Origin of the sequence: Halomonas sp. NO4 (assembly GCF_010994375.1) — a bacterium.
GTDB lineage: Bacteria > Pseudomonadota > Gammaproteobacteria > Pseudomonadales > Halomonadaceae > Halomonas.
The window spans coordinates 50,822-63,545 of sequence record NZ_WHMA01000012.1 but is presented as its reverse complement, the minus strand read 5'-3'; the positions used below and the strand labels follow the sequence as shown (position 1 = coordinate 63,545).

Sequence of the window (12,724 nt, the reverse complement as noted above, 5' to 3'; positions counted from 1 at the left end):
CTGTGACGCACCACGGCGAAACAACCCGCAGCCTCGATGCCTGGCTGGCGCGCCTCGAGGCCGCCCATCCGGTGGGGATCGAGCTCGGCCTGGAGCGGGTGGCCGAGGTCGCCCGCCGCCTGGGGCTGTTCGAACGCTCCCTGGCCGGCCATGTGATCACCGTGGCCGGCACCAACGGCAAGGGGTCTACGGTGGCCCTGCTCGAAGCCCTGGCGCGTGCCCATGGCCTCACCACCGCGACCTACACCTCGCCGCACCTGCTGCGCTACAACGAGCGCCTGCGCCTGGATGGTCATGAAGCCGACGACGCTACCCTGATCGCCGGTTTCGAGGCCGTCGAGGCGGCGCGCCTCGACGGTGACCCCGTCAGTCTCACCTACTTCGAGGTGGGCACCTTAGGTGCCCTCTGGGCCCTGGCCCAGCGCCCGCCGGATCTGGCGATCCTCGAGGTGGGCCTGGGCGGGCGCCTGGACGCGGTGAACGTCATCGACGCCGACGTGGCGGTGATCACCACCGTGGCCCAGGACCATGCCGCCTACCTGGGCGACGACCTGGAGGGCATCGGCCGCGAGAAGGCCGGTATCCTGCGTGGCGGTCGTCCGGCGGTGCTGGGCAGCAACGTGCTGCCGGCCAGCGTGCACCAGGCGGCTCGTGAACGCGGTGCCGTGCCTTATGTGCTGGCGGCGCAGTTCCATCGCAGCGAATCGAGCGATGGCTGGCGCTGGGCGGGCACCGGGTTGCAGGGCGAGCCGCTGGCCCTGGCCGACTTGCCCGATCCCGGGCTGCCGCTGGACAATGCGGCTACGGCCCTCCAGGCCCTGGCTCTGGCCGGCGTCGCACTCGACGCGGCGCGCTGTCGTCGCGGGCTCGGCCGCGTGAGCCTGCCGGGGCGCCTGCAGTGGCTGGGTCAGTGGTGCCTGGACGTGGGGCACAATCCCCATGCGGCGGCCTACGTGGCCGAGCGCCTGGCCGCCCGCCCCTGTGGCGGGCGTACCTGGGTGCTGCTGGGCATGCTCGCGGACAAGGACGCCGACGGTGTGATCGACGCCCTGGCCCCGGTGGCCGATGCCTGGGTCACGGTGACCCTGGCGGGCGAGCGCTCGCGTCCGGCGGCCGACCTGGCCAGGCGCATCGCCGCCCGGGGGGAGCAGGTTGCCCATCAGGCCGACGCGCCGGAAATGGGGGCCGAATGGCTTGCCACGCGCCTGGGGGAAGAGGATCGCGTGCTGGTGTGTGGCTCCTTCTTCACCGTGGCGGCCATACTGGCATGGAGGCAGTCCGGCGCGACGCCATCGTGATGCGAGCCGTGGCCGGGTGCAGGAGGGCAAGATGAAGTACGGAATGCGTGAACGAATCAGCGGGGCGGTGATCCTCATCGCCCTCGCCGTGATCTTCGTCCCGATGCTGTTCGACGATCCGGCCCCGCGCCAGGAGCGTCCCGAGCCGGTGCTCACCATCGAGCAGCCGGTACCCGTGGAACGCCAGGAGGTGCCGGCCCCACAGCCGCCGGCGAGCCTGGGCGAGATCGCCTCGCCCGAGTCACCCACCGGCGACACCGAGACGCCCCCCCGTCCCGCCGAGGAGGAGGAAGCACCGGCACCCACCGATTCCGCGGCCTCTTCTCCTGACGGCGAGGTGGTCGTCCCGGACGAGGCGGTGACGGCAGCGGACGAGGCGGACGCGGCGACCGCCGAAGAAGAGGCCACCTCCCCAAGCGAGCGCTCGGCCGAGTCGGCGCCCGCCGAGGATCCCATCGCCGAGCTGGCGCGTGCGGCAAACGAGCGCATGGGTGCTGAGGACGCGGCGCCGGCCGACCCTTCGCCGGGATCGGCCACCGAAGGCGAGTGGGCGGTGCAGGTGGGTAGCTTCGGCGAGCCGGGGAACGCCGAGCGCCTCCAAGTCCGGCTCGAGGAGCAAGGCTACGCGGCCTACCGGCGCGTGCGCGACAATGACCTCACCACGGTCTATGTCGGCCCCTTCGCCTCCTCGGAGGAGGGCGAGCGGGTGATGGACGAGCTCAAGCGGGAAGCCAATCTCCAGGGACTGCTGGTACGGGTGAGGCAGTGAGCATGGTACTGACCTGGATCGACTGGCTCTTTCTCGCCGTCCTCGCCGTTTCCACCCTGGCGGGAGTGATGCGCGGCCTCATCCGCGAGGCGCTGGGCCTTGCCGCCTGGGTGACGGCACTGCTGGCGGCACGCTGGCTGGCGGAGCCGGTGGCCGACCTGCTCGGCGGGGTCATCGACAGCCCCGACGGTCGCCTGGTGCTCGCCTTCGTGCTGGTGATTCTCGGCGTGGTGCTGTTGTGCGGGGTGATCATCCGCATGGTCCATGCCGCCGTGGAGTGGGTCGGCATGGGGCTGTTCAACCGCCTGGCCGGCGCGGCCTTCGGGGTGGCGCGAGGCGCGGCGATTCTGGTGCTGGTCACCATCCTGATCAGCCTGACGCCACTCGTCGAGCTCCGGGCGTGGCAGGAAGCCGAACTGCGCCCCACCTTCGAGCAGCTGCGCGACTGGGCGGTGAGCCACCTGGAGGCGTGGGAAGGGCGCATTCCCGAACCCTCGGCGCTGCGCGAGCTCTCCCTGCCCGGCATGGACCGCGAACGACCCAACGACGACCCCTGACAGAGCAACTCGGGACGGCCCCTTGGGCCGTCTCTCCAAGGCAAGCGAGGTAAGGTGGAATGTGCGGTATTGTCGGCCTTCTGGCCAAGCAGAGCGTGAATCAGGCGATCTATGATGCCCTGACGGTGCTCCAGCATCGCGGCCAGGATGCCGCCGGCATGATGACCTGGAACGAAGGGCGTTTCCTGCTGCGCAAGAGCAACGGGCTGGTGCGCGATGTCTTCCACACGCGCCACATGGCGCGCCTCAAGGGCAATATGGGCATCGGTCACGTGCGCTATCCCACCGCCGGCTCCTCGAGCGAGGCGGAGTCGCAGCCGTTCTATGTCAACTCGCCCTACGGCATCTGCCTGGCGCACAATGGCAACCTGACCAACTCCGACCAGCTCAAGCAGGAGCTCTTCTCCTCGGACCTGCGCCACATCAACACCAGCTCCGACTCCGAAGTGCTGCTCAACGTCTTTGCCCACGAGCTGGGCAAGCAGGGCCCGCACCTGGCGCCGGGTGACGTCTTCGATGCGGTGCGGCGCGTGCATCGGCGCTGCCGTGGCGGCTATGCCGCGGTGGCGATGATCAACGGCGTGGGCCTGGTGGCGTTCCGCGACCCGCACGGCATCCGACCGGTGGTGTTCGGCACCCGCGACGAGGGCGAAGGCCAGGAGGTGATGATCGCCTCCGAGTCGGTGGCGCTCGACGTGGGCGGCTTCCAGCTGCATCGCGACCTGGCGCCGGGCGAGGCGATCTTCGTCGACATGGCAGGGCAGATCCACACCCAGTCGTGTGCCGACGAGCCGCGCCTGGTGCCGTGCATCTTCGAGCACGTCTACCTGGCGCGCCCGGACTCCATCCTCGACGGCGCCTATGTCTACGGCACGCGCATGCAGATGGGCCGCAAGCTCGGTGATCGTATCCGCAGCGAGTGGCCGGAGCACGACATCGACGTGGTGATCCCCATTCCCGACACCTCGCGCACCTCGGCGCTGGAGCTCGCCCAGCACCTTGGCGTGACCTACCGCGAGGGGTTCATGAAGAACCGCTACATCGGGCGGACCTTCATCATGCCCGGCCAGACCCAGCGCAAGAAATCGGTGCGCCAGAAGCTCAACGCCATCGGTATCGAGTTCCAGGGCAAGAACGTGCTGCTGGTGGACGACTCCATCGTGCGCGGTACCACCTGCAAGCAGATCATCCAGATGGCCCGCGAGGCGGGCGCCAACAAGGTCTATTTCGCTTCGGCGGCGCCGCCGGTGCGCTACCCCAATGTCTACGGCATCGACATGCCGGCGGCCAGCGAGCTGATCGCCCACGGGCGAAGCGAGGCCGAGGTGGGCGAGCTGATCGGTGCCGACCGGATCTTCTACCAGGACCTGGACGATCTTCAGGTGGCCTGTCGCGAGGTGAATCCCTCCCTCGACGCCTTCGACTGCTCGGTGTTCGACGGCCGCTACGTGACCGGTGATATCGATGACGCCTATCTGGCGGACCTCGAGGCATCGCGCAACGATGCTGCCAAGCAGCAGCAGAGCGTCGGTGATCATGCCCTGGTGGGCGTGCACAACCAGGACGACGACAGCGACGACTAAGGGGCCCGTCATGGATCAGGATCAGTCGAGAGAGCTTGAGTGGGCGCTAGAGACCCTGGCGATCCGTGCCGGGCATGAGCGCACCGGGGAGCAGGAGCATGGCGAGCCGATCTTCCCCACCTCGAGCTTCGTCTACGGCAGCGCCGCCGAGGCGGCGCGCAAGTTCGGCGGCGAGGAGCCCGGCAACGTCTATTCACGGTTCACCAACCCCACGGTGCACACCTTCGAGCGCCGGCTGGCGGCCCTGGAGGGGGGCGAGCGCTGCGTGGCGACGAGCTCGGGCATGGCGGCGATACTGGCCACCGCGCTGGCCTTGCTGGAGGCTGGCGACGAGATCGTCGCCTCGCGTTCGCTGTTCGGCTCCACGGTGAGCCTGTTCGACAAGTACCTGGGCAAGCTGGGTATCGCCACGCGCTACGTGGAGCTCTCCGACCTCGACGCCTGGGAGGCGGCCGTCACCCCGGCGACCAAGCTGCTGTTCGCCGAGACGCCCTCGAACCCGCTCTCCGAGGTGGTGGACATCACGGCCCTGGCCGACATCGCCCATCGCCACGGGGCGTGGCTGGCGATCGACAACTGCTTCCTCACGCCGGCCCTGCAGCGTCCCATCGACCTGGGCGCCGACCTGGTGATCCACTCCGCCACCAAGTACCTGGACGGCCAGGGGCGAGCCGTGGGCGGTGCCGTGGTGGGCCCCGACAAGCTGCTCGAGGAGGTGTTCGGCGTGGTGCGCACCTGCGGGCCTTGCCTGAGCCCGTTCAACGCCTGGATCTTCACCAAGGGACTGGAGACGCTCGGCCTGCGCATGCGCGCCCACTGCGAGAACGCCCAGCGACTGGCCGAGTGGTTGGCCGCCCATCCGGCGGTGAGCCGCGTGCACTACTCGGGGTTGCCGGACCATCCGCAGCACGCCCTGGCCAAGCGCCAGCAGGGCGGCTTCGGCGCCGTGCTGGGCTTCGAGGTGAAGGGAGAGCGTCAGGGTGCCTGGTCGGTGATCGACGCCACCCGGATGCTCTCTATCACCGGCAATCTGGGGGACGTCAAGAGCACCATCACGCACCCGGCCACCACCACCCACGGCCGGCTCTCCGACGACCAGAAGCAGGCGGCCGGGATCAGCGAGGGCCTGATTCGCGTGGCGGTGGGTCTCGAGGCGCTCGACGATATCCGGGACGACCTGGCCCGCGGGCTCGACGCCTTGCTCTGATCGCCTTGCGTCAAGGTGCCGACGCCCGCCCCGCTCTCCGGCGGGGCGGGCGTCGGTGTCTTGGCGAGGCAGCCCTCGTGAGCGGCCGGGCAGAAGGTATCAGTTTTTCCGAACGGTGCATTCGGCTTTTTTCAGCGGATGCCGATGGTGCGCTGCGGTAAGCTGGCTGGTATCGATTATGCACTCGAGGTGAGGCATGTGGCGTAACACGCGAAGCGGCTGGGGGCTGGTGAGCATCCTGCTGCACTGGGTACTGGCCATCGCCATCGTCGGTCTGTTCGCGCTGGGCTGGTGGATGACAGGCTTGGGCTACTATGACAGCTGGTACAACCTGGCGCCCTGGTGGCATCGCTCGGTGGGCATGCTGGTGCTCTTCGCCACCCTGCTACGGCTGGTGTGGAGCCTGGTCAACCCCACGCCGCGGGCATTGGGCCATCGCCTGGAGCGCCTGGCCGCGCATCTGGGCCATATCGCGCTCTATGTGCTGATGCTGGTGGTTCTGGCCAGCGGCTACCTGATTTCCACCGCCGACGGTCATCCCATCAGCGTCTTCGACCTTTTCGAGGTGCCGGCATTGGTCAGCGACCTGCCCAACCAGGCCACCCTGGCCGGTGAGATTCATTGGTACAGCGCCTGGGTGCTGGTGATCCTGGCCGCCGGTCACGCCCTTGCCGCACTGAAGCATCACCTTGTCGATCGCAACGCTGTTCTCAAGCGCATGATCGACCCGCGACTCAGCCGTCGCTGAAGCGACAGCTACTCCATCGGACTATGAGGAGAATCCGCATGTTCAAGAAGACCGCCATCGCCGCCGCCCTGGGTACCGCTGCCCTGATGGGCGTCAGCCAGGCCCAGGCTGCCGACTATGTCATCGATACCGACAGGCAACATGCCTTTATCCAGTTCAAGATCAACCACCTGGGCTTTTCCTATATCCTCGGTGACTTCGATAGCTTCACCGGCGACTTCAGCTATGATCAGGAAGACCCCGAGGCCTCCTCGGTCAACATCGAGGTCGATGTAACAAGCCTCGACACTAACAACGCCGAGCGCGACAAGCACTTCCTGAGCGATGACTTCCTGGATGCCGGGCAGTATCCCACCGCGACCTTCACCTCCACCGGCTTCGAGCCCACCGGCGATGGCGAAGGGGTCGTGACCGGGGATCTCAGCCTGCACGGCGAGACCCAGGAGATCGAGATGCCGGTGACCCTGGTGGGCGAGGGCGAGGACCCCTGGGGCGGCTACCGGGCCGGTTTCGAGGGCTCCACCACCCTGATGCTCGCCGACTTCGGGATCGACATGAGCGACTACCCCGAGGTGATGCATGAACTCGAGCTCTACGTGACCTTCGAGGGCGTTCGCCAGTAACGCGGCTGCCCGACCAGGCACCAACGCAAGACACCCCCGGCCTTGGCCCGGGGGTGTCGCGTTAGGCGCGTTCGAATGCGCCGGTTGCGGCTCAGACGGTCGTGTTGAGCACGGCGTCAGGGAAGTGACGGCGCAGGATGCGATTCTGGAAGGCATCCACGAAGCGGCTGTTGATGATGATGATGAAACGCTCGAAAGGGGCCGAGGCGTCGTTCTGGGTGATGCCGTCGACGCTGTGGAAGAGCCGGTCGTCGCGCAGATGGAGAATCTCGCCGGGGGCGAGGGTGGTGTCCACCAGCGGGCGGGTGCCGGCCTTGTCGGCGTAGAGGTGGTTCTCTGCCCCCGAGACGTTCTCCCGCGTCACGACCAGGATGCTCAGGGCCTTGCAGCCGTCGGCATGGATGCCCTGGCCCTGGAGCGGGTCGACCTGGCCCTCGCCCCGCACGCCGGTGATCTGCATGAGGATCGGCTCGCGCGGGCCGATCCCCCACAGGCGGCACCAGGCCTGCACGAACGCCTTGACGTCCGGGCGTGAGAGGAAGGTCGGGGTCAAGGGATCGTAGTAGCGCAGCCGGTCTGCCATGCTTTCGGCGTCGTTGAACGCGCCTCCCTGGGCCATCGGGCACTCGCCCATGTTCACCATGCTGCCGTTGTCGTCGAGCCCCAGCCAGGACATGCGCTTCCAGCGCTGATTGACATAGGGGTCACGCGGCAGGTCGGCGGTGAAGCTCTGCCAGGCTGCCAGGTCGATCTGCTGGTGAAGATGGGTGTGACTCCAGCCCTGCCGGTCCAGGTCGGTAGCCACGTCGGGGGCCCAATAGTGGGCCAGGGGAGCGGTGGGCATACCGGTGACATCGAAGCCGTGCTTGAGGGTATCGAGTTTCATGGTGTGATTCTCCTGTTGCTTGGGCGGGATTGCCCGGTGCTACCCGCGATAAACGCGAGCAACAGAAGAAAAATGAAAAGGTATGCAACGAAATGTCAAAGAAATGTATGAAGAAAAGTCCTATGATGATGTGAAACGCACTGGCAGCTATGCGAAATTCGGTATCAGATCGTTGGTACTTGATATGTAGGTCAGCACCGACAATGCCTTGTAAGATGAAGTGAAAAGCCTCTGCCCCGACGGACGATCAGGGGAGGGGCCTTCGCCATCGATGAGGAGTTTCATGACCGGCCGCAATTCCCGAACCGGGCAGGCACCCACGGACTCGTTGTCCGATCGCCTTGCGCAGCAGCGTGAGGCGACCCAGCCAGTGGCCGATCAGTCGGAAGTGGCACTGGTCCGGCGCCAGTACCTGGAGAGTGAGCAGCGCTTCCGAACCCTGCTGGAGAGCCTGCCCAAGGTGGCCGTGCAGGGGTATGACCGCGACCGTCGGGTGATCTACTGGAACGAGGCCAGCACGCGCCTCTACGGCTACAGTGCCGAGGAAGCCCAGGGCAATCTGCTCGAGGACCTGATCATTCCCGATGCCATGCGGGACGGCGTGATCGCGGCGCATCGTGCCTGGGTGCGGGACGGGATCGAGATAGCCCCCGAGGAGCTGGAGCTGCGCCACAAGAGCGGCGAGCTGGTGCCCGTGTTCTCCCACCACGTGATGCTCGGCGAGCACACCGACTCGCCGCTGATGTTCTGCGTGGATGTGGACCTCTCCGACCAGAAGCAGGCGCATCGCGAGCTGGAGTTCGCCACCCGCTACGACAGCCTGACCCATCTGCCCAATCGCCAGACCTTCGAGAGCGAACTCGACAGCCTGCTGGCGTCCGGTGAGCGGCGCGACACCTTCCTGGCGCTGGTCTACCTGGACATCGACCACTTCGTGGAGATCAACGATGCGCTCGGCTACGAGCAGGGCGATCATCTGCTGATCGAGCTGACGCGGCGGTTGCGCGAACACCAGCGCATGTCCGACCTGATCGCGCGCGTTTCCAGCGACGAGTTCGTGCTGGCCTTTCCCGACCTGCATCGCCAGGCTGACCTGTGGCGCCTGGTGGACAACGTCCAGCTGGCGCTGCGCGACCCCTTCGTCCTGGCGGGGCACAGCCGCCAGGTCACGGCCTGCCTGGGGGTGGCGCTCTATCCCGACAACGGTCTCAATGCCCGGGAGCTGATCCGCAACGCCGACGTGGCGAAGAACCGCGCCAAGCTGGACGGACGCGGCGCCCTGCGCTTCTTCGAGCAGCACCTGCACGACGAACTGGTGCGACAGCACCATCTTATCGCCCAGCTCGAACAGGCGCTCGACCACGGCGAGCTGTCCCTGCACTACCAGCCGCAGGTGTCGGCGGTGAGCGGCCGCATCGAGAATCTCGAGGCACTGCTGCGCTGGCTGCCCGCCGAGGGCCCGCCCATCTCGCCGGCAGAGTTCATCCCCCTTGCCGAGCGTTCCGGGCTCATCCATCGCCTGGGCGACTGGGTGGTCGAAACGGCCTGCCGCCAGCAGCGGGCATGGCGCGATCGGGGTTTTACCGAGCAGCGGATCGACATCAACCTCTCGGGTCGTCAGCTGCTCCGGCCCGGGGCGCTCGAACGCTTCGCTGCGTGCCTTGAGCGCCACGGCCTGGCGCCCCGGGACATCGGCATCGAACTCACCGAGAACGTGCTCATCGAGGCCGATACCACGGTGCTCGACGGCTTGCGCCAGCTCTACCATCGCGGGGTGCGCATCGCCATCGACGACTTCGGCACCGGCTACTCCTCACTGAGCTATCTCAAGCATTTCCCGGTCACTGCGCTTAAGATCGATCGCAGCTTCGTGCACGATGCCCCCGCCCAGCCCGAGGACCGCGCCATCATGGAGGCGGCGATCTTCATCGGCCACCGTCTGGGGCTGGAGGTGGTCGCGGAGGGCGTGGAGAACGCCGAGCAGCTCACCCTGCTGCGGGAAATGCGCTGCGACCTGATCCAGGGCTTCTATTTCTACCGGCCGATGCCGGCCGAGGCCATCGAGCGCTTGCTGGCCGGACTGGTACCCGGCCACGGTCACCTGTCCGGCTGAACCCCTCGGGCTGAGACGCTGGGAGCAGTGGCGTAGAATGCCCGCTCCCCTTGCGTTGTGGAGTGCCCGTGACCGCCATCGTTTCCTCCCGCTTTTCGCTTGCCCGCATGCTGTGGCGCCAGACCTGGCCCATGGCGATCGGCGTGCTGGCGCTGCTCGGTTTCCAACTGGTGGACAGCGCCTTCATCGCCCGCCTGGGCACGGCGCCGCTGGCCGCCCAGTCGTTCACCTTCCCGCTGTCATTCTTGATCATCGGCGTCCAGGTAGGCATGGGCATTGCCATCGCGGCGCTGATCTCGCGGGCCCTGGGCGCCGGGGAAACGGCGCGTGCCCGGCGCCTGGGCTCGCTGGTGCTGCTCGTCGGCATGGGCGTGATGGCCAGCCTGGCTCTGCTGCTGTGGGCCGTCCAGGCGCCGGTCTTCGCCGGACTGGGGGCGGATACAGCGACCCGTGCACTGATCCGCGCCTACTGGGCGCCACAGCTTCTGGCCGCCTGGCTCGGGGCGCTGCTCTATTTCGGCTACAGCCTGTTTCGCGCCCATGGCGATACCTGGCTGCCGGGCAAGCTGATGGTGATGACAAGCCTCATCAACCTGGTGCTCGACCCCTTGCTGATCTTCGGTGTCGGCCCCTGGCCGGGGCTGGGGCTGCCCGGCGCCGCCTGGGCCACGACACTGGCCTTCGCCAGCGGGCTCGCGGTACTGGGGCAGCGCCTGCGGCGTACCGACTGGCTCACCCGCCATGGGCTGGGTGTCGAGCTGCGCCAATCGGCACCCGCCTTTGCGGGTATTGCCGGCCCGGCAATGGTCAGCCAGCTGATGCCGCCGCTGGCTGCGATGTTGGCGATCTCGGTGGTGGCGCCCCTGGGGGAGACCGCGGTGGCTGCCTGGGGCCTGGCGAGCCGCCTCGAGACCCTGTCGCTCATGGTGGTGCTGGCCATGACCATGTCGCTGCCGCCCTGGCTGGGACGCTGCTACGGGGCAGGGGACTGGGCGCAGGTGCATCGGCTGATGCGCCTGGCACTGCGCGTCGCCGTGGTCTGGCAGCTCGCGCTGGGGGGGCTGATGGCGCTGGCCTCGCCGTGGGTGGCGCAGCTCCTGGCCGGCACCCCCGCCGTTCGCGACGACCTGGCCGGACTGATCCGCTTCCTGCTGCCGAGCTATGCGGCGCTGGGCGTGTGCATGCTTGTCGTCTCCGCCGGCAATGCCCTGGGCTGGCCGCTGCGGGCCATGCTGATGTCCGGCGCGCGACTGTTCGTCTTCTATCTGCCCTGCCTGTGGCTGGGCAGCCGAGTGAGTGGCCTCATGGGGCTGGCCGCCGGGGCAGCACTGGGCAACCTGTTGGCGGGACTGGCCGCCTGGCAGGTGCTGCGGCGCATCCTCGCCAGCCCGCGGCGGCGGCCGCTGGAAACCTGTAGATGAAAACCCTGTAGAAAGCGTATATTGTAAATATAACCGCTAAATTATCGTTAAAAATCAAATAAAAAATTGATAATTTCGTCCAATATCAGCAGCATTTTCTTTTTGTGCCTCCCTATACTGCCGCTGTCGCCCGGCATCGGCCGGGCGACGTTGGTTGCCGTGTTTCCTAACAAGCACAACGCAGAGGGGAGAGCCCATGAAAGTCCTGATTCTCGGCAGTGGTGTCGTCGGCGTCACCAGCGCCTACTACCTGGCCCGCCAGGGGCACGAGGTCACGGTGGTGGACCGCCAGCCGTCGCCGGCGCTGGAGACCAGCTACGCCAATGCCGGCCAGGTCTCCTTTGGCTTCTCCTCGCCCTGGGCGGCCCCCGGCATTCCTCAGAAGGCGGTCAAGTGGATGTTCCAGGAACACGCGCCGCTGAAGATCCAGCCCAAGATGGATCCCACCATGGCGCGCTTCATGCTGCAGATGCTCGGCAACTGCAACCCCGAGCGCTATGCGGTGAACAAGGAGCGCATGGTGCGCGTGGCCGAGCACAGCCGCGCTTGCATCGACGCCCTGCGCGCCGACACCGGCATCCGCTACGAGGATCGCCAGCGCGGCCTGCTGCAGCTGTTTCGTAGCGAGGCACAGGTCGAAGCCGTGGCCAAGGACATGGCCGTGCTCGCTCAGTGCGGCGTGCGCCATCGACTGTTGAATGGCGATGAGCTCGCCAGCGTCGAGCCGGCCCTGGCGCGGGTGCCGGGCAAGTTCGTGGGCGGCTTGCACCTGCCGGACGACCAGACCGGCGACTGCTACCTCTTCACCAATCGGCTGGCGGAATACTGCCGCGAGCGGCTCGGTGTCACCTTCCGCTTCGACGTCGAGATCCAGCGTCTGACGCGCAGTGCCGGGCGCATCGAGAGCGTGGTGACAAGCGAAGGGGAACTCTCCGCCGATGCCTACGTGGTCTGCCTGGGCAGCTATTCGCCCTTTCTGGCCAAGGACATGGGCATCCGGCTACCGATCTACCCGGTCAAGGGCTACAGCCTCACCGTGCCGGTGACCGACGATGGCGGGGCGCCTCAGTCCACCGTGATGGACGAAACCTTCAAGGTGGCGATCTCGCGCTTCGACGACCGCATCCGCGTGGGGGGTACCGCCGAGCTGGCGTCCTACGACCTGAGCCTGCTGGAGAAGCGCCGCGCCACTATCGGCATGGTGGTGCGCGACATCTTCCCCGAGGGCGGCGATGTCGCCAAGGGCGAGTTCTGGACCGGCCTGCGTCCCATGACGCCGGACTCCACGCCGATCATCGGCGCCACGCGGGTCGACAACCTGTGGCTCAACACCGGTCACGGTACCCTGGGCTGGACAATGAGCTGCGGCAGTGCCCAGCTGCTCGCCGACCTGATGAGCGGGCGTCCCCCCGCCATCGACCCCAGCGGCCTGGATGTGTCGCGCTACGCGGCTTGAGTCGGGCGGAAAAACGCCAGCGGCCCCGCCATCTCTGGCGGGGCCGCTGCCGTCCGGGAGGCG

General features: G+C 67.3%; 11 protein-coding genes. 10 read left to right on the top strand and 1 reads right to left on the bottom strand.

Going from position 1 to position 12,724, the window contains the following annotated elements; genetic code table 11:
• Positions 1 to 2: 2 nt before the first annotated feature.
• The 7 genes from folC (at position 3) to FEF15_RS10700 (ending at position 6,785) form a co-directional block, all read left to right on the top strand.
• On the top strand, positions 3 to 1,298 hold the full coding sequence (folC, locus tag FEF15_RS10730) for a bifunctional tetrahydrofolate synthase/dihydrofolate synthase (protein ID WP_163559156.1): 1,296 nt from the start codon (positions 3 to 5) through the stop codon (positions 1,296 to 1,298).
• Positions 1,299 to 1,329: 31 nt separating this feature from the next.
• On the top strand, positions 1,330 to 2,067 hold the full coding sequence (locus tag FEF15_RS10725) for an SPOR domain-containing protein (protein ID WP_163559155.1): 738 nt from the start codon (positions 1,330 to 1,332) through the stop codon (positions 2,065 to 2,067).
• A gap of 2 nt (positions 2,068 to 2,069) precedes the next feature.
• Positions 2,070 to 2,624, top strand: coding sequence for a CvpA family protein (locus tag FEF15_RS10720; protein WP_163559182.1), 555 nt, complete (start codon positions 2,070 to 2,072; stop codon positions 2,622 to 2,624).
• Between the two features lie 59 nt (positions 2,625 to 2,683).
• Positions 2,684 to 4,207, top strand: a complete 1,524-nt coding sequence (gene purF, locus FEF15_RS10715) for an amidophosphoribosyltransferase (RefSeq protein ID WP_163559154.1) — start codon at positions 2,684 to 2,686, stop codon at positions 4,205 to 4,207.
• A 10-nt stretch (positions 4,208 to 4,217) separates the two neighbouring features.
• The gene (locus FEF15_RS10710) at positions 4,218 to 5,414 is read left to right on the top strand and encodes an O-succinylhomoserine sulfhydrylase (protein ID WP_163559153.1); all 1,197 of its coding nucleotides are present in this window, start codon (positions 4,218 to 4,220) and stop codon (positions 5,412 to 5,414) included.
• 196 nt (positions 5,415 to 5,610) lie between these two features.
• Positions 5,611 to 6,162, top strand: a complete 552-nt coding sequence (locus tag FEF15_RS10705) for a cytochrome b (protein ID WP_163559152.1) — start codon at positions 5,611 to 5,613, stop codon at positions 6,160 to 6,162.
• 38 nt (positions 6,163 to 6,200) lie between these two features.
• Entirely contained in the window at positions 6,201 to 6,785 is a 585-nt protein-coding gene (locus tag FEF15_RS10700) for a YceI family protein (RefSeq protein WP_163559151.1), read from the top strand.
• A gap of 91 nt (positions 6,786 to 6,876) precedes the next feature.
• On the opposite strand, the gene FEF15_RS10695 is transcribed toward FEF15_RS10700, so the two are convergent.
• Positions 6,877 to 7,671, bottom strand: a complete 795-nt coding sequence (locus FEF15_RS10695) for a 2OG-Fe dioxygenase family protein (RefSeq protein ID WP_163559150.1) — start codon at positions 7,669 to 7,671, stop codon at positions 6,877 to 6,879.
• Between the two features lie 283 nt (positions 7,672 to 7,954).
• Here FEF15_RS10695 and FEF15_RS10690 point away from each other — a divergent pair, with 283 nt between their 5' ends.
• The 3 genes from FEF15_RS10690 to FEF15_RS10680 all read left to right on the top strand — a co-directional run bounded on the left by FEF15_RS10690 (position 7,955) and on the right by FEF15_RS10680 (position 12,661).
• Complete coding sequence (locus FEF15_RS10690; RefSeq protein WP_163559149.1) at positions 7,955 to 9,784, top strand: GGDEF domain-containing phosphodiesterase; 1,830 nt, start codon at positions 7,955 to 7,957, stop codon at positions 9,782 to 9,784.
• 107 nt (positions 9,785 to 9,891) lie between these two features.
• Positions 9,892 to 11,205: an MATE family efflux transporter gene (locus FEF15_RS10685; RefSeq protein ID WP_163559181.1), complete on the top strand. Its 1,314-nt coding sequence runs from the start codon at positions 9,892 to 9,894 to the stop codon at positions 11,203 to 11,205.
• 196 nt (positions 11,206 to 11,401) lie between these two features.
• Positions 11,402 to 12,661, top strand: coding sequence for a D-amino acid dehydrogenase (locus FEF15_RS10680; protein ID WP_163559148.1), 1,260 nt, complete (start codon positions 11,402 to 11,404; stop codon positions 12,659 to 12,661).
• Positions 12,662 to 12,724 lie beyond the last annotated feature (63 nt).